The sequence below is a fragment of the Aeromonas aquatica genome (assembly GCF_000764655.1).
Taxonomy (GTDB): domain Bacteria; phylum Pseudomonadota; class Gammaproteobacteria; order Enterobacterales; family Aeromonadaceae; genus Aeromonas; species Aeromonas aquatica.
In genome coordinates, this window is sequence record NZ_JRGL01000130.1 from 36,588 (window position 1) to 62,951 (window position 26,364).

At 63.7% G+C, this 26,364-nt stretch carries 20 protein-coding genes and 1 other RNA gene; 10 read left to right on the forward strand and 11 right to left on the reverse strand.

Annotated features, from left to right (window positions below; all coding sequences use genetic code 11):
• Positions 1-151 precede the first annotated feature (151 nt).
• Positions 152-1,048, forward strand: a complete 897-nt coding sequence (locus LG30_RS0117470) for a LysR family transcriptional regulator (protein ID WP_033131994.1) — start codon at positions 152-154, stop codon at positions 1,046-1,048.
• Positions 1,049-1,535: 487 nt separating this feature from the next.
• Here the strand turns inward: LG30_RS0117470 and ffs are convergent.
• From ffs to LG30_RS0117510, 9 genes are all read right to left on the reverse strand, one after another.
• An RNA gene (ffs, locus tag LG30_RS21680) (signal recognition particle sRNA small type) lies at positions 1,536-1,632 on the reverse strand.
• A gap of 101 nt (positions 1,633-1,733) precedes the next feature.
• Positions 1,734-2,522, reverse strand: coding sequence for a sulfite exporter TauE/SafE family protein (locus tag LG30_RS0117475; RefSeq protein WP_033131971.1), 789 nt, complete (start codon positions 2,520-2,522; stop codon positions 1,734-1,736).
• Positions 2,523-2,614: 92 nt separating this feature from the next.
• Positions 2,615-4,051, reverse strand: a complete 1,437-nt coding sequence (gene arcD, locus LG30_RS0117480; RefSeq protein ID WP_033131972.1) for an arginine-ornithine antiporter — start codon at positions 4,049-4,051, stop codon at positions 2,615-2,617.
• A gap of 381 nt (positions 4,052-4,432) precedes the next feature.
• Positions 4,433-5,194: an SDR family oxidoreductase gene (locus tag LG30_RS0117485; protein ID WP_033131973.1), complete on the reverse strand. Its 762-nt coding sequence runs from the start codon at positions 5,192-5,194 to the stop codon at positions 4,433-4,435.
• Positions 5,195-5,279: 85 nt separating this feature from the next.
• Positions 5,280-6,200: a 3-hydroxyisobutyrate dehydrogenase gene (mmsB, locus tag LG30_RS0117490; protein WP_033131974.1), complete on the reverse strand. Its 921-nt coding sequence runs from the start codon at positions 6,198-6,200 to the stop codon at positions 5,280-5,282.
• A gap of 41 nt (positions 6,201-6,241) precedes the next feature.
• Entirely contained in the window at positions 6,242-7,351 is a 1,110-nt protein-coding gene (locus tag LG30_RS0117495) for an enoyl-CoA hydratase/isomerase family protein (protein ID WP_033131975.1), read from the reverse strand.
• A gap of 63 nt (positions 7,352-7,414) precedes the next feature.
• A complete protein-coding gene (locus tag LG30_RS0117500) occupies positions 7,415-8,221 on the reverse strand; it encodes an enoyl-CoA hydratase (protein ID WP_033131976.1) in 807 nt (268 codons plus the stop codon).
• A gap of 92 nt (positions 8,222-8,313) precedes the next feature.
• Positions 8,314-9,471 carry an acyl-CoA dehydrogenase family protein gene (locus LG30_RS0117505; protein WP_033131977.1) on the reverse strand — a complete coding sequence of 386 codons (1,158 nt, stop codon included), beginning with the start codon at positions 9,469-9,471 and terminating at the stop codon, positions 8,314-8,316.
• A gap of 84 nt (positions 9,472-9,555) precedes the next feature.
• The gene (locus tag LG30_RS0117510) at positions 9,556-11,067 is read right to left on the reverse strand and encodes a CoA-acylating methylmalonate-semialdehyde dehydrogenase (RefSeq protein WP_033131978.1); all 1,512 of its coding nucleotides are present in this window, start codon (positions 11,065-11,067) and stop codon (positions 9,556-9,558) included.
• A gap of 292 nt (positions 11,068-11,359) precedes the next feature.
• Between LG30_RS0117510 and LG30_RS0117515 the strand changes: the two genes are divergently transcribed.
• The 8 genes from LG30_RS0117515 (at position 11,360) to LG30_RS0117550 (ending at position 23,044) form a co-directional block, all read left to right on the forward strand.
• On the forward strand, positions 11,360-12,508 hold the full coding sequence (locus tag LG30_RS0117515; RefSeq protein ID WP_033131979.1) for an isovaleryl-CoA dehydrogenase: 1,149 nt from the start codon (positions 11,360-11,362) through the stop codon (positions 12,506-12,508).
• A gap of 55 nt (positions 12,509-12,563) precedes the next feature.
• Positions 12,564-14,210 carry a carboxyl transferase domain-containing protein gene (locus LG30_RS0117520; protein ID WP_033131980.1) on the forward strand — a complete coding sequence of 549 codons (1,647 nt, stop codon included), beginning with the start codon at positions 12,564-12,566 and terminating at the stop codon, positions 14,208-14,210.
• Positions 14,211-14,220: 10 nt separating this feature from the next.
• The gene (locus LG30_RS0117525; RefSeq protein ID WP_033131981.1) at positions 14,221-15,072 is read left to right on the forward strand and encodes an enoyl-CoA hydratase-related protein; all 852 of its coding nucleotides are present in this window, start codon (positions 14,221-14,223) and stop codon (positions 15,070-15,072) included.
• Between the two features lie 109 nt (positions 15,073-15,181).
• Positions 15,182-17,176: an acetyl/propionyl/methylcrotonyl-CoA carboxylase subunit alpha gene (locus LG30_RS0117530; RefSeq protein ID WP_033131982.1), complete on the forward strand. Its 1,995-nt coding sequence runs from the start codon at positions 15,182-15,184 to the stop codon at positions 17,174-17,176.
• Entirely contained in the window at positions 17,173-18,144 is a 972-nt protein-coding gene (locus LG30_RS0117535) for a hydroxymethylglutaryl-CoA lyase (protein WP_033131983.1), read from the forward strand. Before LG30_RS0117530 ends, LG30_RS0117535 begins: the two co-directional genes overlap by 4 nt.
• Positions 18,145-18,219: 75 nt before the next feature.
• The gene (locus tag LG30_RS0117540; protein ID WP_033131984.1) at positions 18,220-18,633 is read left to right on the forward strand and encodes a MerR family transcriptional regulator; all 414 of its coding nucleotides are present in this window, start codon (positions 18,220-18,222) and stop codon (positions 18,631-18,633) included.
• 267 nt (positions 18,634-18,900) lie between these two features.
• A complete protein-coding gene (locus LG30_RS0117545) occupies positions 18,901-21,837 on the forward strand; it encodes a DUF748 domain-containing protein (protein WP_420796356.1) in 2,937 nt (978 codons plus the stop codon).
• 610 nt (positions 21,838-22,447) lie between these two features.
• Positions 22,448-23,044: an acetate uptake transporter gene (locus tag LG30_RS0117550; RefSeq protein WP_033131986.1), complete on the forward strand. Its 597-nt coding sequence runs from the start codon at positions 22,448-22,450 to the stop codon at positions 23,042-23,044.
• Positions 23,045-23,144: 100 nt separating this feature from the next.
• Here the strand turns inward: LG30_RS0117550 and LG30_RS0117555 are convergent, their stop codons facing one another.
• Together LG30_RS0117555 and LG30_RS0117560 are read right to left on the reverse strand one after the other, a co-directional pair.
• Positions 23,145-23,939, reverse strand: coding sequence for a M90 family metallopeptidase (locus LG30_RS0117555; RefSeq protein WP_033131987.1), 795 nt, complete (start codon positions 23,937-23,939; stop codon positions 23,145-23,147).
• Between the two features lie 18 nt (positions 23,940-23,957).
• A complete protein-coding gene (locus LG30_RS0117560) occupies positions 23,958-24,395 on the reverse strand; it encodes a GNAT family N-acetyltransferase (protein WP_033131988.1) in 438 nt (145 codons plus the stop codon).
• Between the two features lie 298 nt (positions 24,396-24,693).
• Between LG30_RS0117560 and LG30_RS0117565 the strand changes: the two genes are divergently transcribed.
• Positions 24,694-26,187 (forward strand): alanine/glycine:cation symporter family protein, encoded by a 1,494-nt coding sequence (locus LG30_RS0117565; RefSeq protein WP_033131989.1) that lies wholly within the window; start codon positions 24,694-24,696, stop codon positions 26,185-26,187.
• The last annotated feature ends 177 nt before the right edge of the window (positions 26,188-26,364 follow it).

Below are 26,364 nucleotides of genomic sequence, written 5' to 3' on the forward strand. Positions count from 1 at the left end.
CGACACCTGAGGGAAAGAGGCACAAGGGCATGGCAATCTTGCGGATTGGTTTTCATGGGTGCCTCCTTCACGGTGAAGGCAACTATAGGCGCCGCATTAGCGCAGAAAAATAGCTTAATCCTGCACACCATATGAAGTTATGCTTCAAGATATGAAACTCAATCAACTCGACGGCCTGATGGCCTTTTGGAAAGTCGCGGAGCATCGCGGCTTCACTGCCGCGTCTGCCGAACTGGAGGTATCGCCTTCGGCGTTGAGCCAGGCGATCAGGCAGCTGGAAGCGCGTCTCGGCGTACGCCTGCTCAATCGCACGACACGCAGCGTGAGCCTGACGGAGGCTGGGGAGGACTATCTTGCCCGCATCGGTCCGGCACTCGGTCAGGTCATTGTGGCGGGTGAAGAGCTGAACGTCCTGCAAGGTGGGCCCACCGGCACATTACGCATCAATGCCGCACGCATTTCGACCTCAATGGTGTTGCAACCGCTGTTGGCAGGTTTCCTTCGTGAGCATCCGAACGTGAAACTTGAACTGACCAATGACGAAGGCTTCGTCGACATCGTCGAGCGGGGTTTCGATGCGGGCATTCGCATGGGAGAAGATCTGCACAAGGACATGGTCGCCCTTCCCCTTGGCGGCCCCATCACAGTCGCCATCGTCGCCTCTCCTGATTATCTCGCGCGCTTCCCCGCGCCCAGCCATCCGGACGACCTCGTGCAGCACAACTGCATCCGCTTCCGCTTCGCCGGAACAGGCGCGATCCACAAATGGGAGTTCAAGGTGAATGAGGAAATCGTCGAGTACGAGGTCAAGGGCAACCTGACCATTACGGACACCCTGTTCAGTACGGAGGCGGCACTGGAAGGCGTCGGGATCGCCTACACCTTTGAGCAGTTGGCCCTGCCACACATCAAGGCAAAGCGCCTGACGCGAGTCCTTGCACCGTTCTCGCCGACCTTTCCAGGCTTCTCTCTGTACTACCCCAGCCGGCATGATCAACCGTCCAAGTTGAAGGCATTCATCGAGTACGCGCGGCGGGCTGTCATCTGAGCAAGCCTGCTTTCTGCTGTTGCTGAACTGACCACTGGTGCTCAAAAACGCTCGTTCGCCCTTGTTACTCCTGCATAGTCGCTTGGGCTGGGATACACATGTCACCGAACCGGCAGATACCAGAGAGGATCGGCCGATTGCTCACAGCAATCAGTACGCTCACATCATAGATAGGGTACGGAGACTGGAACCATGGCAGAGATGACGGCTGGGTTGTACGCGAGAACAAGCGCAGACAAGCAACAGGGCGAGCTTGCTATGGACTGCCAGCCTATCCCGCATGCTGAGCAATTTATGGATGTCCGTCGGCAACGACAGCAGGCGTGCCGATCTTCCGAAGGTAGCAAATGTCTTAGGGACTGATGTATCGGGAACTGAGCCAGAAACGCATTGCAGATGCGATCAGTCATCCACACAAAGTGAATTACCAAGAGGTCTGAAGGGGATTAGAGGTTGTAACTTATTGATCTGCAGAAACAAGTGGTGGCCCTACCAGCCACATCCCGGCACTCGAGTCCCCCACCTTGGCTGCTACCTTCCGGTCCTGACCAGGTCGACGGGTTATCAATGCGAGAGGACCAATAGGACCACCGGCGAGGAGAATAGGCAAACTGGCCGGTCAATGCAACGGCTTTCTGCCCCGAGCCGAACCGTTCGCCTGCTTTTTCGGCAATCTGCCAATAAATCAGCTAAATAACATGAATTTTGCCCCCACAACCAGCATCAGCAGGGCGAAGGCCTGCTTGAGCCGCTGGGGAGAGAGGCGGTGTGCCAGCCGCGCGCCGATGCGGGCAAACTGGGTGCTGGTGAGGATGATGCCGAGCAGCGCCGGCAGATAGATGAAGCCAACGCTCCACTCGGGCAAGTCGGTGCGGCCCCAGCCGGCGTAGAGGTAGCTCAGGCTGCCCGCCACCGCGATGGGGATGCTGCAGGCGGCAGAGGCCGCCACGGCGTTGCGCATCGGCACCGAGTTCCAGCTCAGGTATGGCACCGTCATGGAGCCGCCCCCTATGCCAAACAGCGCCGAGAGCCAGCCGATGAAGGTGCCCGCGATGCCGGTGCCGATGGGGCCTGGCAGACGGCGCTCCGCCTTGGGTTTGAGGCTCAGCCCCATCTGCACCGCCATGGTCCAGGCGAAGCAACCGATGATGATGTTGAGGGTGCTGGCGCTGAGCTGGCTGGCGGTCATGCCGCCGAGCCAGGCGCCGATCAGCATGCCCACCCCCAGCCGGCGGATCATCACCCAGTCGACCGCGCCGGCCTCCTGGTGTGCCCGCAGCGAACTGAAGCCGGTGAAGATCATGGTGGGCAGCGAGGTGCCGAGGGCGAGGTGGGTGATGATCTCGGGGGAGACTCCCTGAGCGTGGAAGCTCAAGACCAGCACCGGCACTATGATGAGCCCTCCCCCTATGCCGAACAGCCCGGCCAACAGACCCGCGAAGGCCCCCAACACCAGATACCCCAAAAACAGCATAAAAATTCCTTCCCTAGCAATGTGGTGGTCATATTGACCAGATCCGCGCATAAAAAAAGAGATGGCACCAGGCCATCTCTTTATTGTGCCGATTAATGCAGGGGAATGGTACCGTCCATCACCTTGTAGAACGCCAGCACGGCGCAACCGAGCAGGGCCGCCGTCATCCCCTGCTCCAGCCGGTTGAGGCTGCGCAGGCCGTGGTGCTGACGCGCCTTCCAGTAGATGAAGATGCCCGGGCTGTAGAGCAGCGCCACCAGCAGCAGGTATTCCACCCCGGCGGCATAGACCAGCCAGCAGCCATAGACGGTGGCCACCAGTGCCAGCAGCAGGTCACGCTTGCGCTGGTGGGGTTGGTTCTCGTAGGTCGTTCCCTGCATCGCCAGCTTGAGGCCATAGGCGCCGGAGAAGACATAGGGCACCAGGGCCGCCGAGGTGGCGATGTTGACCAGCGCTAGGTAGGTACTGTTCTGGAAGTAGATGATGATGAGGAAGACCTGCACCAGACAGGTGGAGCACCAGAGCGACACCTTGGGCGAGCCGTTCTTGTTCTCCTTGGCAAACCAGGCCGGGAAGACCCCGGTCTTGCCAGCGATGTAGGGCACTTCCGCCGCCAGCACAGTCCAGCTTAGCAGGGCGCCGATCACCGAGATCACCAGGCCGATGTTGATGAGCCAGGCGCCCCAGGGGCCGACCACGGCCTCCAGGATCATGGCGGTGGACGGATTCTTGAGGGCCGCCAGTTGCGGCTGGCTCATCACGCCAAGGGAGAACAGGGTCACCATCACATAGAGCGCCAGGGCGCCGAGCAGCGCCAGCACGGTGGCACGGCCCACGTCCTTGCGATGACGGGCACGGGCGGAGACCACCACGGCCCCCTCGATGCCGATGAAGACCCAGAGGGTCACCTTCATGGTGGACTTGACCTGATCCATCACGGATCCCAGCTCCATGTTGCCCTGTCCCCAGATATCCAGGGTGAAGGTGTCCATATTGAAGGCGAGCAGGACGGCGACGCAGAACACGATGAGCGGCACCATTTTGGCGATGGTGGTGACTATGTTCACCAGGGCGGCGACCTGGATCCCGCGCAGCACCAGGGCATGCACCGACCAGATGAGCACAGAGGCGAGCGTGATGGCGACCGGGGTGTTGCCATCGCCGAAGATGACGTTGTCCGGCGTGTCGAAGAAGTAGCTCAGGGCGCTGAACACGACGATGGCGTAGGAGACGTTGGCCAGCAGCTGGCAAAGCCAGTAGCCCCAGGCCGCGTTGAAGCCGACGAAATCACCGAAACCGGCCTTGGCGTAACTGAAGATACCGCCATCGAGATCCGGGCGGCGCATGGAGAGGTTCTGGTACACCAGGGCGAGGCAGATCATGCCGATCCCGGTGATGGCCCATCCCAGCGCGACGGCCCCGGCGCTGGCATGAGCCGCGATGTTCTGTGGCAGACTGAAGACCCCGGCACCGACCATGGAGCCGATCACCAGCGAAATGAGGGCGCCTAGCCCTAGTTTCTTGTCCATCTCAATCCTGTTTTATTAGGCGGCTACAGAGCATCCGTATTCATGCTGCGCGCGACATGGGAGGGGCGAAAAATCCGTGCCCCGTGAAAAAGGCGGCAACTATATTGCATGACTATTCCGACCGCAATCCCTCATAGCGCCGATCATGCACCGTCTTGACCGCGCGCAATTCTACAGCACTGACTCTGATGGCCTGTGAGCTGGTTCAAATTAAGAGAGACCCGTTGATATTTCACATTTTTCAATGACCTGGCGCCCCTTTTTAAACAAGACCTGCATGGGTATTCATCTTGGCAACACCCCACCCGTTTCGGCCTGCCAGCCCGCCCACCAATAAAAACGCCCCTGGTGGCAAGGGGCGTCGTGGCATCGCAGGCGGGGTCAGAGCCGCAACCCGCCATCGAGATCGATGATCCGCCCGGACAGGTAGTCGTTGGCGAGGATGAACTGCACCGTCTGGGCCAGTTGCGCCCCCTGCCCCAGGGTGCCGACCGGGATGGCCTGCTGCATGCGCGCCATGGCCTCGGGCTTCATCGCCGCCGTCATGTCGGTGGCAAAGACCCCGGGCGCTATGCCCATCACCCGAATCTTATGGCGCGCCAGCTCCCGTGCCCAGGTCACCACCAGGGAGGCCACCCCCGCCTTGCTGGCGGCGTAGTTGCTCTGACCTATGTTGCCGGCGCGGGCAATCGACGAAATATTAATGATGACACCGCCCTGCCCTTCCTTTGCCATCAGCGCCGCCCCCTCGCGACCGCACAGGAAGGTGCCGGTGAGGTTGACGTCGATGACGGCCTGCCACTGGGCCAGGCTCATCTTCTCCACCAGCTCCCCCTCCTTCACCTTGATCAGCATGCCGTCCCGCAGGATCCCGGCGCAGTTGATCAGGCCGTGCAAAGCGCCACATTGCTCCTTGATGGCGGCGAAGGTCGCCTCCACCTCGGCCTCGTCGGCCACGTTGCAGACGAACAGGGTGCAGCGCCCGTCACGGCTGCGCAGCTCCGCCTCGGTCACCTCCAGATCGGCGCGATTGACGTCGATAAGGGCCAGCACGGCCCCCTGACTGGCCAGACTGAGGGCGATGGCGCGGCCAAGCCCCCGTCCCGCCCCTGTGATGGCAATGACTCTGTTATGAATGTCCATGAATGCTCCTGGTTATTGGGCTGGCCGCTGGCCTCAGTACGGTCAAGACGTTCGATAAATGGGATGATGGGCGGCTCGCCACCACCTAACCCGGCTGTGATTTGTCCAGATAGAGCTCGAGAATGCTGGAGAAATCCTTGGATCCCTGCCCCTGGCTCGCATGCAGGTTAAACAGGTTACGGGCAAGCGCTCCGAGCGGTACGGCGCTGTGGGCGTGCTCGGCCAGCGCCATGGCCAACCCCAAGTCTTTCACCATCAACCGGGTCATGAAGCCCCCCTGATAGCCGCGCGAGGCGGGCACGTTCTCCATCACCCCGGGCCAGGGGTTGTAACGCTCCAGGCTCCAGTTGTTGCCCGAGCTCTTGCCCATGATGGTGGAGAGGACGCTCGGATCCAGCCCCTCCTTCACCCCGAGCGCCAGCGCCTCGGCGGTGCCCGCCATGTGAATGGCGAGCAGCATGTTGTTGCACATCTTGGCGATCTGGCCCGCCCCCAGGGCCCCGGCGTGGAACAGGTTCTGCCCCATCAGGGCCAAGATGGGTCTGGCCGCCTCAAAATCCGCTTGCTCGCCGCCGACGATAAAGGTCAGCGTCCCCGCCGCCGCGCCCGCCACTCCTCCCGAGACGGGAGCGTCGAGGAAGCGGATACCTCGGGCTCGCGCCGCCTCCCCCACCTGGCGGGCCGAGGCCACGTCTATGGTGGAGCTGTCGATGACCAGGGCCCCCGCCGGCAAGGCTCCCAGCAGATCCTGCCCGCCTCTCTCTCCCGCACTCTCGCCAAGCCAGAGCCCGCGCACGTGCTCGCCTGCCGGCAGCATGCTGATGACCAGCTCACAGCCGCTCACAGCCTCGCGGGCATCGCCGGCGGCGACGCAACCGGCCGCGATCGCCCGGGTCAGGCTGTCGGGCACCAGATCAAACACCTGTACCGCATGTCCCGCCTTGGCCAGGTTGGCGGCCATGGGGCCCCCCATGTTGCCGAGCCCGATGAATCCAATCCTTGTCATTGTTTGCTCCTTGCTCTCTTGTTCGCTGTGCTTGCGTTGCGCTACCGGGTGCCAGCCTGCAGGGGGTTGATCCCTTGGGGCCACACATAATACTCATCCAGCCAGTCAGTGCCGGGCTGCGGCGCCAGCCAGCGGGGCGACTTGTCCTTGTCGATGAGCAGCGCCCTCACCCCCTCCACGAAGTCCCCCCTGAGCACGCAGTTGACCGACAGCGCCAACTCGTCGGCGAACACTTCCGCCAGGGACTGGCGGCGGGCCTGCCAATACTGGCGCCAGAGGATGGCGCGGCTGATGGGGCTGCCGCTGAGGCAAGTCTCCCGGGCCTGGGCCAGGCGCTCCTCGGTATCGTCGAAGCCGGCCTCAAACAGCCGGTCGAGCACCCCTTGCAGGGTACGGCCGGCCATCAGCCCATCGATCCTGACCTGATGAGGCAAGAGTATGGGTGCCGGGAAATCAGCAATAACCTCTGTCTTCAGGCCCCTGAGCAGTCGATCCAGCTGCTCGCGAGGCTCGTTTCCCGACCAGTCGAGGGCGGCCAGGCGGGGCAGCAGCTCGGCGCGCTCCGAACTGGCCATGGCGTGATCCGCAAGGCCGAGGCCGATGGCATCGGCACCGTTGAAGCGCGCCCCGGTGAGACCGAGCCAGAGCCCGAGCCGACCCGGCATCCGGCTCAGGAACCAGCTGGCCCCCACGTCCGGATAGAGGCCTATGGTCACCTCCGGCATGGCGAACAGGCTCTTCTCGGTCACTATCCTGAAATCGGCACCGGCGAAGAGGCCGATACCCCCCCCCATGCAGATACCGTCCGCCACGCAGATGAGCGGCTTGGCATAGCGGTGGATATGGTGATCGAGCCTGTATTCCTGCTCGAAGAAGTCGCGGGCAAAGACGAACTGCTCATGCTCGCTGGCCTCCTTCTGGTAATAGAAGGAGCGGATGTCGCCGCCGGCGCAGAACGCCTTCTCACCGGCCCCTTGCAGCAAGACGCAGACCACGACGGGATCCCGCTCCCAGGCCGTGAGCACCTCCTGCAGGCGCTGGATCATCTCAAGGCTCAGGGCGTTGAGGGAGGCGGGACTGTCGAGGGTCAGCACGCCGATCCGATGGCCATCCCCCGTGGGATAGAGGGCCATCCGTACAGCTTCACTCATGATCTGCACCACCTTGTATTCCGATGTTCATCATCGTGGGATAGTGAAGATGCCCGTAGCCTTTCACTCATGGGCCCCTCCATCTTGCTTGGGCGACGCGCCGTAGTGCCAGCGCGGCGGCCGCTTCTCCAGGAAGGCGGCAACCCCCTCGCGCTGGTTGGCGTCCGCAAACAGGCCGAGAAAGAGGCTGCGCTCCTGCGGCAGGGCGTCATCTCGATGGCCGCTGCGGCCCTGGTTAATCAACTGCTTGCAGGCACGCAAGGCGCTCGGGCTCTGGCGCTCCACCAGCTGCGCCATCTGCTGCGCCGCCGCCCAGGCGTGGCCTTCGGTGACCACCTCCTCCACCAGCCCCATCTCGTAGGCCAGGGTGGCACTCACCTTCTCGCCGCACAGGATCATGCGCTTGGCCCAACCCGGCCCCACCAGCTCGGTGAGGCGCTGGGTACCACCGGCGCAGGGCAACAAGCCCACCGACGCTTCAGGCAGCCCCAGCTTGGCCTGCTGCTCGGCGATGCGGATGTCGCAGGCCAGCGCCACCTCCAGCCCGCCCCCCATGGCATAGCCATTGATGGCGGCGATGCTGACGCCGTGGAAGCGCGCAAGCGCCTCGAAGGCGCAGCCGAAAGCCTCGGCCACCGCGCGGGCGTGATCCAAATCGCCATCGGCAAACATCTTGAGATCGGCGCCGGCGCAGAAGAACTTGTCCCCCGCCCCGCGGATCACCAGGGCCACCACGTCCGGGCGGCCATCGAGCTCCACCATCATCTGCAAGAAGGCTTGCAGGCTGGCGAGGGTCCAGGTGTTGGCTGGCGGGTGGTCGAGGGTGATGTAGGCCACGTGGCCGTGGTATTCGAGCCTGATCCTTGTCATTGCATCGTCCTTGTGAATAAACCTGCCCCATGATGACAGGGTTGAATGGAGCCGACTTTCGGCTGGCTCACAAAGCCTGATCCGGGTTCGAGTTACTCCAACGAAAGGCCGGGCTCCGCCAGCAGGCGGCGGGCGATGATCAGCCGCATCACTTCGTTGGTGCCTTCCAGGATGCGGTGTACCCGAGTGTCGCGCAGGTAGCGCTCGAGCGGGTACTCGCGGATATAACCATAGCCACCAAAGAGTTGCAGGGCCTCATCGCAGACGCGATACCCCACGTCGGTGGCGAGCCGCTTGGCCATGGCGCACCAGGCGCTCTTGTCCGGGCTGCCCCTGTCCAGCTTGTCAGCGGCCTGGCGCACCAGCAGCCGGGCGGCGGCAAGCTCGGTAGCCATATCCGCCAGCTTGAACTGCACGCTCTGGAATTCGCTGATCGGGCGACCAAATTGCTGGCGCTGCTGCACGTGAGCCAGGGCATCGTTCAGCGCCTGCTGAGCCGTGCCCACCGAGCAGCTGGCGATGTTGATGCGCCCGCCATCCAGGGCCTGCATGGCAAATTTGAAGCCCTCTCCCTCCTCCCCCAGCCGGTAGCGGGCGGGGATGCGCACCCCGCTGAAGTTCACCTCCCGGGTCGGCTGACTGTTCCAGCCCATCTTCTCCTCGGCCTTGCCATAACTCACTCCCGGCGTCTCGGCGGGCACCATGAAGGCAGATATCCCCTTGGCTCCCTCGCCGCCGGTGCGGGCCATCACCACCAGCACCTGGGTGCTGCCCGCCCCCGAGATAAACACCTTGCTACCGTCGATGAGGTAAGTCTCACCCTCCCGTACGGCACGGGTCTTGAGGGCCGCCGCGTCCGACCCGGCCCCCGGCTCGGTGAGGCAATAAGAGCCCAGCAGCTCGCCGCTGGCGAGCCGTGGCACCCACTCCTCGGCCACGTTGCTGGGCAACCAGGCGCCCAGCATCCAGCTCACCATGTTGTGGATAGTCAGATAAGCCGTAGTGGAGGTGCAGCCCATGGACAGGCGCTCGAAGATCAGGCTGGCATCGAGCCTCGGCAGGGCCAGACCACCGTACTGCTCAGGGGTATAGAGACCGCAGAAGCCGAGCGCCGCCGCCTGCTTGATGGTGGGGATGGGGAACTCGTGCTCCCTGTCCCAGCGGGCGGCATGGGGTTTGAGTGCCTCGTCGGCGAAGGCGCTGGCGGCCTCGACATAGGCCAGTTGATCCAAGGTCAAAGTAAAATCCATCTTGTTCGCTTCCTCGTTATCTCGATTGCTTATCGCTGCTGATGATCATGGTTAACGCCAGAGGGAATGACCCAGGCCCCTCAGTCAACGCAGGTGTATGGTCATATTGGGGCCGGTCGGGATGTCCTCGTCGAACCAGCGTTCGGTCACCGTCTTGGTCTCGGTGTAGAAGCGCACCGCCTGCTTGCCGTAGGCGTGCAAGTCCCCGTAGAAGGAGCCGCGCCAGCCGGTGAAGGAGAAGAACGGCAGCGGTACCGGGATGGGCACATTGATCCCCACCTGGCCCACCGCCACCTCGTGGCGGAACTTGCGGGCCGCGGCGCCACAGCCGGTAAAGATGGAGGTGCCGTTGCCATAGGGGTTGTTGTTGATGAGGGTCAGCGCCTCATCCAGGTTCTCCACCTCGAGACAGGCGAGCACAGGGCCGAAGATTTCCTCCCGATAGATGCGCATCTCGGGCGTCACGCCGCGAAACAGGGTGGGCCCCACCCAGTTGCCCACCGGGTAGCCGGGGACGTCGCAGAAGCGGCCGTCCAGCAGACACTCGGCCCCTTCTTTTATGCCCGCCTCGATCAGCCCCTCGACTCGTACCTTGGCTTCCGGGCTGATGAGGGGGCCATAGGCGGCTTGCGGATCGTGCCAGACACCCGGTGTCACCCTGGCAAACTCGGTGGCGAGCGCCGGGATCCAGTCGCGGGCGCTGCCCACAAATACCGCCACGCTGATGGCCATGCAGCGCTGACCGGCGGCGCCGACGCCGGCCCCCACCAGGTTGCTCAGCACCTGGCTCTTGTTGGCGTCCGGCATGATCACCATGTGGTTCTTGGCGCCGACGAAACACTGGGCCCGCTTGAGGTGATCGGTGGCGGTGCGATAGACGTGGGCACCGACCCGGGCCGAGCCCACGAAGCTGACCGCTTTGACCTCAGGATGGGTGAGCAGCGTATCCACCTGCTCGGCGCCGCCGTGCACCACCGAGAGGATGCCCTTGGGCGCCCCCGCCTCGGTGAACAGCTCCGCCAGCCGCATGGGGGTGAGGGGATCCTGCTCTGAAGGCTTGAGCACGAAGCCGTTGCCGCAGGCCACCGCCAGCGGGAACATCCAGAGCGGGATCATGGCCGGGAAGTTGAACGGCGTGATGCCGACGCAGACTCCCAGCGGCTGCACCCAGGAGTGGCCATCGACCCGGCGCGCCACGTTGCCCATGGTCTCCCCCAGGGTCTGGCTCGCGATGGCGCAGGCCTGCTCCACCACCTCGATGCCGCGCCACACATCCCCCTTGGCATCCGCCAGGTTCTTGCCGGTCTCCTGGGCCAGCAGGGTCGCCAGCTCGTCGTGATGCACCTTCAGCAGGTGCTGGTAGTTGAACATCACCCTGGCCCGCTCCGGGGCCGGCACCTCCCGCCACAGCAGATAGGCATCGTGGGCCGTGCGTACTGCGAGTTCGATCTCGGTCTGGGTAGCCTTTGGCACCCGCGCCAGCAGGCTCTGATCCGCCGGGTTGGTCACCTCGATCCACTGCTCGCTCGCAGACGGATACGCCTCGCCGCCGATATGGAGCGGCAGATCCCCGTACTGGGTGTGGTGCTGACTCATGCTGTTCTCCCCTTTGCTCTTGTCTCTGTGCCCATCCCGGTAACGTCGGCGTCGTCCCTGAGCCCTGGCTGCGGGCCGCCATAGCGGTTGCCGTTGCTGATCATCTTGCCCGCGCCCTGAGTTCGACCACGCCGAGATGCCCCTTGCAGTCACCCCTCAACGCATTTACCTTAGACTAACAATTCATTTACGTTTACGCTAACGTAAACTTGATTCGTGAGTGGACTGACCCCTTCTCCCTTGCGCGGGACAGTCGGCCCTCTGAGCACAACCCTATAAAAGGAGAGCAAGGATGCATACCCTGATGGACGAAACCCTCCAGGCCCTGACCGAACAGGTCGAAGCCTTCTGCCGACAAGTGATAGCGCCGCGCGCCGAGGAGATAGACAGGAGCAACGCCTTCCCCCGCGACCTCTGGCCCTTGATGGGTGAGCTCGGCTTGCACGGCATCACGGTGGCGGAGGAGTATGACGGGGTCGGCCTCGGTTACCTCGCCCATGTGCTGGTGATGGAGCAGGTGAGCCGCGCCAGCGCCTCGGTCGGCCTCTCCTACGGCGCCCACTCCAACCTCTGCATCAATCAGATCCACCGCCACGGCACCCCTGATCAGAAAGCGTGCTATCTGCCTGATCTCGTCAGCGGCAAGCACGTGGGGGCGCTGGCCATGAGCGAGCCAGGGGCCGGCTCCGACGTGGTCGCCATGCGGCTGACGGCGGAAGACAGAGGCGATCACTTCCTGCTCAATGGCAACAAGATGTGGATCACCAACGGCCCGGATGCGGACACCTTCGTCATCTATGCCAAGACCGATGCCAAGGCGGGAGCAAAGGGCATCTCCGCCTTTGTCGTCGAGGCGGGCACCCCGGGGTTCACCACGGCTCAGAAGCTGGACAAGCTCGGCATGCGAGGCTCCAGCACCTGCGAGCTGGTGTTCGACGATTGCAAGGTGCCCAAAGAGAACCTCCTCGGCCCCCTGCACGGCGGGGTCAAGGTGTTGATGAGCGGGCTGGACTACGAGCGAGTGGTGCTGGCGGCGGGGCCGCTCGGCATCATGCAGGCCTGCATGGACGTGGTGCTGCCCTATGTGCGCGAGCGCAAGCAGTTCGGCCAGGCCATCGGCGAGTTTCAGCTGGTGCAGGGCAAGCTCGCGGACATGTACACCCGCCTCGCCAGCAGTCGCGCCCTGGTCTATTCGGTGGCGAGCGCCTGTGACAAGGGCCACACCAGCCGCAAGGATTGCGCCGCCGCCATCCTGTTTGCCGCCGAGAACGCCACCCAGATGGCGCTGGATGCCATCCAGCTGCTGGGGGGAAATGGCTATATCAACGACTACCCCACCGGCCGTCTGTTGCGGGACGCCAAGCTCTACGAGATAGGGGCTGGCACCTCGGAGATCCGCCGCTGGCTCATCGGTCGCGAGTTGATGGGGGAAGATGCATGAGCCGCCTCCCGAGATCCCCTGATGTCGACAACAAGGAACCGGCGAGGGTTAGCGTATGAGTCAAATACACGCTCGTATTCAATCTCACCTCGACACCGCCAGCCCGGAGTTTGTGGCCAACAAGGCCGCCATGCAGGCATTGGTCAGCGATCTCAATGCCCGCCTCGACGAGATTGCCCAGGGTGGCGGCGCGGCCAACAACGCCCGCCATCAGGCCCGTGGCAAGCTGTTGCCCCGCGAGCGCATCGACAGGTTGCTGGACCCAGGCTCCCCCTTCCTCGAACTCTCGACCCTGGCGGCCTGGCAGGTCTATGACGACCCGGTACCCGCGGCCGGCATCATCACCGGGCTGGGCCAGATCGCAGGCCGCCTCTGCCTGCTGGTGGTGAACGATGCCACCGTCAAGGGGGGCACCTATTACCCCCTCACGGTGAAGAAGCACCTGCGGGCCCAGGCCATCGCCGAGCGGCTGCGGCTGCCCTGCCTCTATCTGGTGGATTCCGGCGGCGCCTTCCTGCCCATGCAGGACGAGGTGTTTCCCGACCGCGAGCACTTCGGCCGCATCTTCTACAACCAGGCGCGCATGTCCGCCCAAAACATCCCCCAGCTCGCCGTGGTGATGGGGCTCTGCACCGCCGGCGGCGCCTATGTGCCCGCCATGGCCGACGAATCCATCATGGTCAAGAGCCAAGCCACCATCTTCCTGGCGGGCCCGCCCCTGGTCAAAGCCGCTACCGGGGAGACCATCAGTGCCGAGGCCCTCGGTGGCGCCGAGGTGCACTGCGCCCACTCCGGGGTGGCGGATCATATGGCGCTGGACGATGCCCATGCACTGGCCATCGCCCGCACCCTGGTCAGCAACTTAGGGGACAGCCATCTGGGTGAAAAAAATATTCCGGCGTTGGGTTCCTCTCCCCTCTCCCAAACCTATGACGAGCCACTCTACCCCATAACGGAGCTGTATGGCCTGGTGGGCACCAGCCTCAAGCGCCCCTATGACGCCAGGGAGCTCATCGCCCGCCTGGTGGATGGCTCCGAGTTTGACGAATTCAAGGTGCTGTTCGGTACCACGCTGGTCACCGGCTTTGCCCGGATCGCGGGCATGCCCGTGGGGATCCTCGCCAACAACGGGGTACTGCACAGCGACAGCGCCCAGAAGGGAGCCCACTTCATCCAACTCTGTAACAAGCGTGCCATTCCCCTGCTGTTCCTGCAGAACATCACCGGCTTCATGGTGGGCAGTGCGGCAGAGAAAGAGGGCATCGCCAAGCACGGCGCCAAGCTGGTCACCGCCGTCGCCTGCAGTAGGGTGCCCAAGATCACGTTGCTCGTCGGTGGCAGCTTCGGCGCCGGCAACTACGGCATGTGCGGTCGCGCCTATGAGCCCGACTTCCTGTTCAGCTGGCCCAACAGCCGCATCTCGGTGATGGGAGGCGAACAGGCGGCCGGGGTGCTGGTGCAGGTGCGCCGGGACAAGCTGGCGGCCGAGGGCAAAAGCGTGAGCGAGCAGGAGGCCGAGGCCATCCGCGCACCGGTGATCGCCCAGTATGAACAGCAGGGTCACCCCTACTACGCCAGTGCCAGGCTGTGGGACGACGGCGTCATCGATCCCGCCCAGAGCCGTACCGTGCTGGCCCTGGCGCTGGCGGCCTGCCGGGGCGCCGAACTTGGCCCAGAACAATACGGCATCTTCCGGATGTAAGGAGTTCAGCATGTCCGATCCCCTCTTTGACAACGCGCCCCAGGCCGGTTTTCGGCTGGAGCGCCACGGCCCCCTGGCGGAACTCATCCTGGCGCGCCCGGAGCGCCACAACGCGCTGGATGCCGACCTCATGCAGGGGCTGCTCGATGGCCTGGATGAGCTGGTTCAGGGCCAGACAGGCGCCGGTCGTCCCCATGCCCTGCTGCTGCGGGCGGAGGGCAAGCACTTTTGCGCCGGCGCCGATCTCAACTGGATGCGCAGCCAGGCCCACGCGGATTTTGATCCCAGCTCTTTTGAGAAAAACCGGGAAGACGCCCGGGTGCTGGCCAAGCTGATGCAGACCCTGGATGAGCTGCCCTTCCCCACCCTGGCACTGGTGCAGGGGGCCGCCTACGGCGGGGCGCTCGGCCTAATCTGCGCCTGCGACATAGTGCTCGCCGCCGACAACGCCCGTTTCTGCCTCTCCGAGGTGAGCCTGGGGTTGGTGCCCGCGGTGATCAGCCCCTATGTGCTGCGCACCATGGGCATGCGCCAGGCGCGCCGCTACATGCTGAGCGCCGAGCCCTTCGATGCCATCACCGCCTGTCGGCTCAATGTGGCACACCAGCTGATGCCGGCGGCCCAGCTGCTGACCGAGGGGCGCCTGCTGGCCCTGCGCCTGTGTCGCAACGGCCCCGCCGCGATGAAAGAGACCAAAAGGTTGCTGGCCGCCATCGAGGGCCAGCCCGTCCACCAATGTGAAGAGAAAACCGTCGAGACCATAGCCCGGGTGCGGGTCGGCCTCGAGGCCCAGGAGGGCATGCAGGCCTTCTTCGACAAACGCCCCCCCGGCTGGCGCCCCCGTTTCAAGGATGAAGCATGACTATTCACACGCCCATCAAACGCTTGCTGATCGCCAACCGTGGCGAGTATGACCAGAGTCCGGATCAATGCGCTCCGCTCTCGTGTACCTGTATCAATGAGGAGCAAAAATGACGCATCAGGCTCCCATCAAGCGTCTGCTGATTGCCAATAGAGGCGAAATCGCCGTACGGATCATCAAGACGGCGCGCCGCCTCGGCATCCACACCATCGCCCTCTACTCCGATGCCGACGCCTGCGCCATGCATGTGCGCGAAGCCGACGAGGCCTGGCATCTCGGGCCGTCCCCCGCGCGGGAGAGCTACCTCGATGCCGGCAAGGTGCTGCGCATCGCCCAGGAGTCCCGCGCCGATGCCATCCACCCCGGCTACGGCTTCCTGTCGGAGAACGGCGATTTTGCCATCGCCTGCGAGCAGCATGGGGTGCGCTTCATCGGCCCGAGCGGTGCCGCCATTCTCGCCATGGGGGACAAGTCCGGTGCCAAGGCGTTGATGCTGGCGGCCGGGGTGCCCGTGCTGCCCGGCTACCATGGCACGGATCAGCATCATGCCGTGCTCAATGAGCAGGCCAGTCAGGCCGGCTTCCCGCTGCTGATCAAGGCCACCTGCGGTGGCGGTGGCAAGGGCATGCGCCGGGTCGACCGTCTGGAGGATTTCGATGAGGCGCTGGCGGCGGTGAAACGGGAGGCGCTGGCCGCCTTCAACGACGACAGTGTGCTGCTGGAACGCTATCTGACCAGGGCCCGCCACGTGGAGGTGCAGATCTTCGCCGACAGCCTGGGCAACGCCATCTATCTCGGCGACCGCGACTGCTCATTGCAGCGCCGCCACCAGAAGGTGATCGAAGAGGCCCCCGCCCCCGATATCCCAGCCCCCCTGCGCCGCGCCATGGGCGAAGCGGCCGTGGCCGCCGCCAGGGCCGTCGGCTATGTGGGGGCCGGCACCATAGAGTTTCTGCTGTGCGAGGGAGCCTTCTTCTTCATGGAGATGAACACCCGGCTGCAGGTGGAGCACCCGGTCACCGAGTGCGTCACCGGCCAGGATCTGGTGGCCTGGCAGCTCGCCGTCGCGCAAGGCAAGCCCCTGCCCCTGACGCAAGAAGAGGTGGTACAGAGCGGCCACGCGGTGGAGGCGCGCCTCTACGCCGAGGACGTAGGGGCAGGATTCCTGCCCGCCAGCGGCCCCATCGACTGGCTGCACTGGCCTGCGGGGTTGCGTATCGACACCGGCGTCACCGCCGGCGATGACGTCAGTCCCTATTACGACCCCATGATCGCCAAACTCATCGCCCACGGTCAGAGCCGCGCCGAGGCCTTCTCCCGCCTCGCCGATGGGCTGGCTGCGTTGGAGATTGGCCCTCTCGTTCACAACGGCCCGCTGTTGCTGCGCCTGTGTCAGGAGCCCGAGGTGCTGGCCATGGGCCATCACACCCAGTGGCCCATCCCCACCGAGCCGCTGACCACGCCGGCCCTCGCCTGGCCACTGGCGACCCTCTGGCTCGCCAGTCGTGGTACAGGGCCCTCTCCCTGGCAGCAAGCCCCGGGCTTTCGTCTGGGACATACCAGGCGCTGGACGGCGGCGGTGCGCATCGCGGAAGAGTCCCGCACCCTGAGCCTCCTGGAGCACGAGGGCAGGATTGGCTGGCAAGGGGAATTCATTCCCTATGAGCTGGACGCGGATCATATCCGCCTGCTGCAAGAGGGGCGCTGGCAGCGCTATCCCGTACAAAATGGCGGGACCGGCGCTTTCATCCTGCGCGTGGACGACCGGCTCGTGCGCTTCGGCGCAGACGATCAGCCACATCACTCCCCCCATGATCACGACCATAGCGGTGGCGCTATGGCCTCCCTGCAGGGCGCCCTTGCGCCTATGCATGGCATCGTAGTGGCGCTGCTGGTCGAGGTCGGCCAGCGTGTCCGCAAGGGTCAGCCCCTGCTGGTGCTGGAGGCGATGAAGATGGAGCACAGCCTCAAGGCCGAGCGGGACGGCATAGTCGAACGCCTCTGCTGCAAAGTGGGAGAGCAGGTGAGCCAGGGCAGCGTGCTGGTGCACTTCGCCGACCCGACCTCCGGCACCGGCGAGCACAAGGAGGCGAACGCATCATGAGCAGAGAAGCAACGAGGCCCGTCGATCGGGTAAGCCTGGTGGAGATGGGGCCGCGGGACGGCTTGCAAAACGAGACCCGTATTCTGACCCTGGAGCAACGGCTCGCACTGATATCCCGCCTCGCGGACAGCGGCCTGCAGCGGATCGAGGTGGGCGCCTTCGTCTCGCCGAAGCGGGTGCCGCAGATGGCGGACTCCGGCGCCCTGTTTGAGCTGCTGCCTCGCAAGGGGCCCACTCGCTACGGCGCCCTGGTGCCCAACAGCCAAGGCTTGCAGGCCGCCATTGCCGCCCGGGTCGACGAGATTGGGCTCTTCACCGCCTGTTCGGACGGCTTCACCCGCGCCAACATCGGCATCAGCGTGGAAGAGTCCCTGGTGCGCTTCGCCCCATTGGTGGCGGAGGCGCGCCGGCTCGGCATCAAGGTCCGCGGCTACCTCTCCACCGTCATCGCCTGCCCCTATGACGGCCCCACCCGGCCGAAAAGGGTCGCCGCCCTGGCCGAGCGACTGCTGGATCTCGGCTGCCACGAGATCTCTCTCGGCGACACCATAGGGGTCGGCACCCCGGGCACCGTCGCCCCCATGCTGGATGCCGTCTTGCACGAGGTGCCGGCAGGGCGGCTCGCGGTGCACTTTCACGATACCTATGGCCAGGGGCTCGCCAACCTGCTGCCGGCGCTGGAGCGCGGCATCCGTACCATCGACTGCTCGGTGGCCGGGCTCGGCGGCTGCCCCTATGCGCCAGGGGCCTCCGGCAACGTCGCCTCCGAGGAGGTGGTCTACCTGCTGCATGGCCTTGGCATGAGCACTGGGGTGGATCTGGACAAGCTGGCCGCCACCGGCCAGTGGGTGAGCGAGCAGCTGGGGCGCGCCAACGGCTCCCGGGTCGGTCAGGCACTGCATGCCAGGGCCCTGCACTTGCGGACAACGACAGCTGAGATAGCACAAGGAGAGAGCCATGGTCCCTGACAGCGTCGCCGGCAAGGCGATCATCGACAGTCATTCGGTGCCGGTCCAGGCCTTTGTCCCCCACAGGAGCACACCATGAAAGCCGCCCCCTTCTGTGGCAAGGAGGTGACCTACAGCATCTCCGAGCTGGCCCAGGAGTTTGACGTCACCCCGCGCACCATTCGCTACTACGAGGATGAGGGGCTGATCACCCCGACCCGGGAGGGGCAGACCCGGATCTACAGCCACAAGGACAAGATCCGCCTGAAGTTGACCCTGCGTGGCAAGCGGCTCGGCTTCAGCCTGGCGGAGATCCGCGAGCTGTTTGACCTCTATGACACCGACAAGACCAGCCGGACCCAGCTGCACTCCATGATCCAGATCATCGAGGCGAGGCGCCACTCCCTGCGCCAGCAGCTGGAAGATATCCAGATGGTGATGGCCGAACTGGAGGTAGCCGAACAGCGCTGCGTCAACTCCCTCAACCTGTTGAAAACCGGCGCGGAGTGACCGACGCTGGCAATAGGGCGCCCCATCAGACAGGACTCTGGTGAGGGTGAGGCGGTATTGATGGCAGGCACTCATGGTGCACGGCGGTCGGCGTCAAGGATCCGGCCTCCCCGCGTCCGAGAGGGCAGTCGCCATGTCGGGCAACTATCGCGTGCGTCTATGTCCATCTTCCGCCGGCTCCCTGACCTATCCCGGTCAGAGTCCGGCGCAATCCCTGCCGTCACCTCATGATTACTCTTCGATTAATTGCTACCATGGGCGCATCAAATGGAGACCGTCATGCCCAAGCCTCTGTCCGTTCGCCTGTTGCGCTACGTCCTGTATCTCTGCGCCGCCCTGCTCGTCTCTCTCACTATCCTGCTGTGGCAAGCCCCCGGCCTCATCCAGCGGCATCTGCCCGGCTGGCTGGCCAAGCACTATGGTCTGCACCTGACCCTGGGGGAGATAGCGGTCAATCTGCGCTCCCCTGCCCTCACCCTCGGCCCCAGCGCCCTGCTCGACGACCAGCAGCAGCCCATGGTGGCGTTCGAGGGGTTGAGGCTCATCCCCAGGGTTAAAGAGAGCTGGCACCAGAGGGCCCTCCTGTTCGAGGAGGCTACCCTGATAAAACCGGTGCTGAACCTGACCCGTCTCGAGGAGAGCAAAGACAAGGCGCACAAGGGCGAGGTGCGTTTCAACCTGACCGAGGCGCTGGCCCCCCTGCTGGCAAGCGTGCCGGCGCCAGATCCCGCGCAGCCCCTGACAGCGCCGCTGCTGGTGCAGATAGACAAGCTGGCGGTGGAGCAGGGCCGACTCCAGTACCTGGACAGCCGTAAGCGGGGCAGCCCGGGCTGGGTTGCGCCCCTCACCCTCGGGGATCTCGCCCTGCAATTGCCGGGCTTTTCCACCGCAAAGGCCCATAGCAGCCCCTATCGGCTGAGTGCCACCCTCAATCAGCAGAGCCCCCTCAAGGCCGAGGGGGAACTCGACGTCATGACCGGAACCGGCAAGGGGCAAGTCAGCCTGGGCAAATTGGCACTCGCCCCCCTGGCCCCACTCTGGGCACCCTATTTGAGGGTCAATCTGACCAGGGGAGAGGCCAGCGCCGAGCTGGCCTATAGGCTTTCGCTGGGCAAACAGGGGCTCGACTGGCAGCTGTCAAAGGGCAAACTGGTCTTGAATAACGGGCAGCTCAAGCGCCTCAAGGGCGCCGAGTTTGCCCGCTTCAACCGGCTCGCCCTGACCGGCATCATGCTTGATGGCAGCAAGCAGTCCCTCAGCGTCGATACCATCGTGCTCAAGGCCCCGGCCATCACGGCCACCCTCGATGACAAACAGCAGCTGGATCTGAGCGATCTGCTGGTCCCGCAGACCTCCGCCGAGCCGGCGGGCAAGCCGCCGAAAAAGGCCAGGCAGACGGCCGCCAAACCCTGGCGCTGGCAGCTCAAGCAGACCCGCATCAGCGGGGGTGAGTTCAAGCTGACCGAGTCCAGCAGCGGCAAGGCGCTGCCACGGACGCTCTCAGGACTGGAGCTCACCCTGGGCGCCTTGAGCAACGCCACCGCTCAGGCCAGCCCGCTGAGCTTGCGTGGCACACTGGACGGCCAGAGCCAGCTCAACTTTGATGGCACCATCATCCCCACCCCCTTCGCCCTGCGCGGCGAGATCAGGCAGCAGGGGCTGCCGCTCGGCTGGGCCCAGCCCTATCTGCAGGATTTGCTGCGGGTCAAGGTGCAGGACGGCCTGCTCAGCAGCCGCACCAAGCTGGCCATCGCCACCGACGCGACCGGGGCGCTGAGCCAGCTGGAGGTGACGGGCAGCTTCGATGTCGACAAGTTGCACGTGCTGGACCGCGCCGACAACCAGCGCCTGCTGCAGATTGAACGGCTGGAGCTGAGTGGGCTGCACTATGACGGCATACGCCAGCAGCTGAAGATCGACGACATCCTGCTGCGCAAACCCTACGCCCGTATCGAGATCAGTGAGGAGGGGATCACCAACGTCCAGCAGTTGCTGCTGCCCCGGCCGGGCAACAAGGCCAGCCACGATCCCGCCCCGCGCATCTTCATCGATCAGGTGCGCACCGAGCAGGGCAACCTGCGCTTCGCCGATCGCAGCCTGAGCCCGGAGTTCGTGGTCGACATCGCCTCCCTCAATGGCCAGAACCGCCACATCAGCAACAACCCCGGCCAGCACTCGGAGCTCAGCTTCAGCGGCAAGGTGGACAGATATGCCCCCGTCACCATCCGGGGCGGCGCCAACCTGCTGATCGACGATCCCGTGCTCGATGTCGCCGTGGCCTTCACCAACCTGGAGCTCACCACCTTCACCCCCTACTCCAGCACCTACGCAGGCTACGCCATCGACAAGGGCCAGCTCTCCATGAAGCTCAACTACAGGTTGCAGGGCAAGCGGCTGGAGGGGGACAACGACATCACCATCAAGAAGCTGCAGCTCGGCGAGAAGATCAAGAGCGAGCAGGCCAGGGATCTGCCCCTCGGCCTCGCCATCGCCCTCCTGAGCGACGCAAGCGGCGTCATCAAGATGAACCTCAAGGTGAAGGGAGATCTGGATCAGCCGAACTTCAGCCTGGGCAATATCTTCTGGGACGTGCTCGGCAATACTCTCAGCAAAGCCATCAGCTCCCCCTTCTCCCTGCTGGCTTCCCTCACCGGCGGTACCAAGGATCTCGATGAACTGCCCTTCCTGCTGGGGGATCCGAGCCTTACCCCGAGCCAGCAGACCAAACTGACTAAGCTCGCTCAGGCATTGAAGGAGCGGCCCAAGCTCAGCATGAATATCCGCGGCAAGGTCAATTTCAATGAGGAGCGCCCCATCTTGCAGCGCCAGAAACTGGAGCGGGTGCTGGCCAAGATCACCGGTGCACCGGCCGATCTCGGCTTGCTGGAGCAGGATCCCGCCCTGCAAGCCGCGCTGGGGGAAGCTTATGAGGCCAAGTTCAAGGAAGATCTCGGCAGCCTGGCCGACCGATTGAAGCTCGCCGAGCAGAGCCCGGCCCTGCGCGCCCAGGCGATGATCCTGCTGCGTGACCAGCAGCTCATCACCGCCAAGTCATTGCGCAACCTCGCCATGCGCCGCGCCCAGAATACCAAGGAGTATCTGGTGGATACCCAGGGACTGGCGCCGGAGCGGTTGTTTGTGCTCGACAGCCAGGTCAAGGAGACGGACAAGGAGGCCAAAGTCGTGCTGACCCTGGATAACTGACGGCGCGGGGCGGCCTTGGCTGCTCCGCTCTGTTTGTCGTTCTGCTTATGCCTTCTTCCTCACCCTCATTATTCCGTCCTCTGCCGTTGTGTCCCCCGCCCTTGCTCCGCCCAGCGCGCGCCTTCCCTGCGACCCCTTGCCAGGACGGGGTGATCGCCCCTTTTCAGCCATATATTCCGCTACCCCCATGAAGGCCTGCAGTGGAATACGCCACCCATGTGCACTCAAGGCAGACAGCTCACCACTACCCCCCCTCAAACAGGGATAAAATAGCTTTGTCTGATGGCATATGAGAATGAATGTTGACCACCACAAGAGATGTCGCCGGTCAGGCACGGATCGAGTGAAGAGATCGGCAGGAGTCGGTCAGCCGTCCCTGCACCATCGACCTGTTATTAATTTTCACATCGCCGTCATTTACACAAAAAATCAACCAAGAAAACGTCATTCATTTACCTGTTTCCTACCTGAATGACACGAATGATGGCCCGGGTAAAATTTCGTGTCGTTTTTTTACCTTTTCTGCCGTTTCCCCCCTTGCGAGGGGCCGAGAGCCTGCCTAAAATCGCGCGTCTTTTATCAACCCCCCTCTATTTTTGGAGAACACCACGTGAGCGAAAAATTGGCCAACCCTGCCCCTCTGGGTCTGATGGGTTTCGGTATGACCACCATTCTGCTGAACATCCATAATGCAGGTTTCTTCCCCATCAGCGCCATGATCCTGGCCATGGGCCTGTGCTACGGTGGCCTGGCCCAGATCATCGCCGGTATCATGGAGTACAAGCGTGGCAACACCTTCGGTGTGACCGCCTTCATCTCCTACGGCACCTTCTGGTGGAGCCTGGTGTTCCTGCTGATGATGCCGGGCATGGGTCTGGCCGAAGCCACTCCCCACGCCTTCATGGGCTGGTATCTGCTGATGTGGGGCATGTTCACCCTGTTCATGCTGGTCGGCACCATCAACTTCCCGCGTGTGAAGCAGTTCGTGTTCGCCTCCCTGACCGTGCTGTTCTTCCTGCTGGCCGCCCGTGACTTCACCGGCAGCACCCTGATCGGCACCATCGCCGGTTTCGAAGGCATCATCTGCGGCGCCAGCGCCATCTACCTGGCCATGGCCACCGTGATCAACGAGCAGTTTGGCCGCACCGTGCTGCCCATCGGCGATCACAAGAAAGCCGCCGCCGTGCAGCTCAAAGCCGCCGCTTAATTTGCGATAAGCCCGCGCAAGCGCTGATAAAAAAGGCACCCTCAGGGGTGCTTTTTTGTTTGCCCGCGATACCACAGGTCATGGTTTCAGATGGCGATCCTCAGTCGCCCGCCAGCAGACGGGTCGCTGGGAAACGCGCCGCCGGCTGCTGGCCGTAGAAGCGCTCGAACTGGCCATAGACGGCGGGATAGACCGCGCGCAGGCGCAGGGGATCGGTGAAGAAGCTCTCGCTGCACACCGCGAAGAACTCGGCGGGGTGCTCGGCGGCATAGGGATCGATATCGGTCACCTCATCACGTGCCAGCTGCGCGTTCAGCGCATCGAACGCCTGCTGCATGGCCTGGGTCCATTGACGCGGATCCATCCCGTGCGGCAGCGGCGGCGCGCCATCGGCATCGCCCCCCAGCATGTCGAGCTTGTGGCTCAGCTCGTGGATCACCAGGTTGAAACCGTCCCAGTCCCCATCCTGCTGCAACTCGCTCCAGGCCAGTACCAACGGCCCCTGGGGCCAGGATTCGCCGGCATTTTCCTCCTCCCATTCGCTCACCAGCCCAAACTCGTCCTGTACCTCCTGGCGGCGGGTGACGGGCTCGGGGATGATGATCACCTCGTGAAAACCGCGATACCAGTCCAGCCCCAGATGCAGGATCGGCAGCACCGCCTGCAGGGCCAGCACCGCCTGCTGACGCGCCGTGAGCTCGACCCCGATCTGGGTGAGGGTCTTGCGGGCCAAAAACTGTTGGGCCAACGCCATCAACCGTTGCTCATCCGCCAGGGAAAATCCCTGCAAGATGGGCACGGCGGCCAGGGCCTGTTGCCACTCCAGCGCCTGGGGAACGTTGCTCCTCGCATCCGAAGGACGACCAAATACCGCTCTCAATCTGGACCAGAACACGGGGACTCCTCTTGCCGATCACAACACTTTCACGAACCGTTTGGGGTGCTCGAGATACCCCTGCCCTAGATAGAAACGATGGGCCCCCTCCCGCTTGAGGCTGCTGGATAGCTCCAGCTGGCTGCAACCCTGTGCCAGGGCGCGGACCTCGGCCGTCGCCAGCAAGGAGGTGCCAATCCCGCTCCCCCTTGCGGCCTCATCGATCACCAGCGCCGAGATGAGACCCCAGGCGCAGGCGACATGCAGGGGCTGCAGGCGATGCCACACCAAGACCCCCAGCACCTCGCTCCCGAGCGAGGCCAGCAGCACCTCCGTTGCCGGATCCGGCGCCAGCAGGCGTGCCACCACCTCGTCCGCCCGGGTCTGATAACCCAACTGCCCGAACAGGCCGGCGAGGGCTGCGCCGTCTTCCCCGCCCGCGAGGCGAATGGTGCAGCTATCTGCTTTCATTTTCATGCCTGACCCCACTTTTATCCTCCCTCCAGCGCACCCCATCGACAATATGCAGGCCCACATGATGGGCAAGGACCGGATCTTGTCCAGCGCCCTTGGCCATTTGTTAACGCCAATTCACAAATTAACAATCGAGTAACGTTTTTACTAGGAAGCCACAAAACAAATCGATATGTTAAAACCCGCGGACTTGGTAGTCGAAAGTTCCGCCCCATATTGGGTGACCTCTTTGGTCGCCTGTTTTATCAAGAGAGCAAGGCACAGACCTCGCCAAGAGAGCACGACAAAGGAGTTGTTGTACATGAATGAGATCGTCAATGCCATCAATGGCGTGATTTGGAGCCCCGCGCTCATCTTCTTATGCCTGGGAGTCGGCCTCTACTTCTCCCTGCGCACCCGCTTCCTGCAACTGCGCCACATCAAGGAGATGATCCGCCTGATGTTTGATGGCAAGAGTACCGATGCCGGTGTCTCTTCCTTCCAGGCGCTGGCCATGACCCTGGCCGGTCGGGTCGGCACCGGCAACATCGCCGGGGTGGCCACCGCCATCACCTTCGGTGGCCCTGGCGCCCTGTTCTGGATGTGGATGGTCGCCTTCCTCGGTGCCAGCTCCGCCTTCGTGGAGTCCACCCTGGGTCAGGTCTACAAGGAGAAGATCAACGGTGAGTACCGCGGCGGCCCGGCCTTCTACATCGAGAAGGGACTCGGCATGAAGTGGTACGCCTGGACCTTCGCGATTTCCACCATCTTCGCCTGCGGCGTGCTGCTGCCCGGGGTGCAGGCCAACTCCATCGGCGCCAGCCTGCAGACCGCCTTCGCGATCGATCCGAACGTCACCGCCGCCGGTCTGGCGCTGCTGCTCGGCTTCATCATCTTCGGTGGCGTCAAGCGTATCGCCCACTTCGCCAGCACTGTGGTGCCCTTCATGGCGCTCGGCTACATCATCGTCGCCTGCGTCATCATCGCCCTCAACATCGGTCAGTTGCCCGGTGTGCTGATGCTGATCTGGAAGAGCGCCTTCGGCTTTGACGCCGGCTTTGGCGCCGTGCTGGGCCTGGCCATCATGTGGGGGGTCAAGCGCGGGGTCTACTCCAACGAGGCGGGTCAGGGCACGGGGCCGCACGCCTCCTCCGCCGCCGCGGTGAGCCACCCGGCCAAGCAGGGGCTGGTGCAGGCGTTCTCCGTCTACATCGATACTCTGTTCGTCTGCTCCGCCACCGGCTTTATGCTGCTGATCACTGGCCTGTACAACGTACAGGGGCCGGATGGCGCCGCGATCTACACCGGCATCGCGGGCGTCGCCGCCGGTCCCGGCTATGTGCAGACCGCCATGGAGAGCATGATGCCGGGCTTTGGCAGCATGTTCGTGGCCATCGCCCTGTTCTTCTTCGCGTTCACCACTATCGTCGCCTACTACTACATCGCCGAGACCAACATCGCCTACATCAACCGCAAGGTGAACCGCCCCTGGCTGACCTTCGTGCTGAAACTGACGCTGATGGCCTCCACCGTCTACGGCACCGTCAAGACCGCCGATCTCGCCTGGGGCATGGGGGACATCGGGGTCGGTCTGATGGCCTGGCTCAACATAGGCGCCATCCTGCTACTGCAAAAAACCGCCCTCGTCTGCCTCAAGGACTACGAGGCTCAGCAGGCCCAAGGGCTGGATCCCGTGTTCCACCCGGAGAAGCTCGGCATCAAGAACGCCGACTACTGGGCGGGCCACCGCTCCGAAGACAACCTGGAGCAGGAGCAATCCGGTCACGCCTTCGAGCCGGATCGCAAGGTCTCCTGAGCCCCCAGACAAAACATAAAAATGAAAGACATAAAAAATGGCAGCCTTGGCTGCCATTTTTTTTGGCTCTGTCCCAATTACGTGTTGAAAGGCTAACCTTGAAATAGGTCATCACCCTGAGGGCCACCATCATGGATACCCAAGCCTTTCAACACCTGCTGTCTCTCTTCCCACTGC

Excerpts from the sequence above, each read along its gene's own strand:
- LG30_RS0117470 (WP_033131994.1), top strand. The coding sequence starts at position 152 with ATGAAACTCAATCAACTCGACGGCCTGATGGCCTTTTGGAAAGTCGCG.
- LG30_RS0117475 (WP_033131971.1), bottom strand. The coding sequence starts at position 2,522 with ATGCTGTTTTTGGGGTATCTGGTGTTGGGGGCCTTCGCGGGTCTGTTG.
- arcD (WP_033131972.1), bottom strand. The coding sequence starts at position 4,051 with ATGGACAAGAAACTAGGGCTAGGCGCCCTCATTTCGCTGGTGATCGGC.
- LG30_RS0117485 (WP_033131973.1), bottom strand. The coding sequence starts at position 5,194 with ATGGACATTCATAACAGAGTCATTGCCATCACAGGGGCGGGACGGGGG.
- mmsB (WP_033131974.1), bottom strand. The coding sequence starts at position 6,200 with ATGACAAGGATTGGATTCATCGGGCTCGGCAACATGGGGGGCCCCATG.
- LG30_RS0117495 (WP_033131975.1), bottom strand. The coding sequence starts at position 7,351 with ATGAGTGAAGCTGTACGGATGGCCCTCTATCCCACGGGGGATGGCCAT.
- LG30_RS0117500 (WP_033131976.1), bottom strand. The coding sequence starts at position 8,221 with ATGACAAGGATCAGGCTCGAATACCACGGCCACGTGGCCTACATCACC.
- LG30_RS0117505 (WP_033131977.1), bottom strand. The coding sequence starts at position 9,471 with ATGGATTTTACTTTGACCTTGGATCAACTGGCCTATGTCGAGGCCGCC.
- LG30_RS0117510 (WP_033131978.1), bottom strand. The coding sequence starts at position 11,067 with ATGAGTCAGCACCACACCCAGTACGGGGATCTGCCGCTCCATATCGGC.
- LG30_RS0117515 (WP_033131979.1), top strand. The coding sequence starts at position 11,360 with ATGCATACCCTGATGGACGAAACCCTCCAGGCCCTGACCGAACAGGTC.
- LG30_RS0117520 (WP_033131980.1), top strand. The coding sequence starts at position 12,564 with ATGAGTCAAATACACGCTCGTATTCAATCTCACCTCGACACCGCCAGC.
- LG30_RS0117525 (WP_033131981.1), top strand. The coding sequence starts at position 14,221 with ATGTCCGATCCCCTCTTTGACAACGCGCCCCAGGCCGGTTTTCGGCTG.
- LG30_RS0117530 (WP_033131982.1), top strand. The coding sequence starts at position 15,182 with ATGACGCATCAGGCTCCCATCAAGCGTCTGCTGATTGCCAATAGAGGC.
- LG30_RS0117535 (WP_033131983.1), top strand. The coding sequence starts at position 17,173 with ATGAGCAGAGAAGCAACGAGGCCCGTCGATCGGGTAAGCCTGGTGGAG.
- LG30_RS0117540 (WP_033131984.1), top strand. The coding sequence starts at position 18,220 with ATGAAAGCCGCCCCCTTCTGTGGCAAGGAGGTGACCTACAGCATCTCC.
- LG30_RS0117545 (WP_420796356.1), top strand. The coding sequence starts at position 18,901 with ATGGAGACCGTCATGCCCAAGCCTCTGTCCGTTCGCCTGTTGCGCTAC.
- LG30_RS0117560 (WP_033131988.1), bottom strand. The coding sequence starts at position 24,395 with ATGAAAATGAAAGCAGATAGCTGCACCATTCGCCTCGCGGGCGGGGAA.
- LG30_RS0117565 (WP_033131989.1), top strand. The coding sequence starts at position 24,694 with ATGAATGAGATCGTCAATGCCATCAATGGCGTGATTTGGAGCCCCGCG.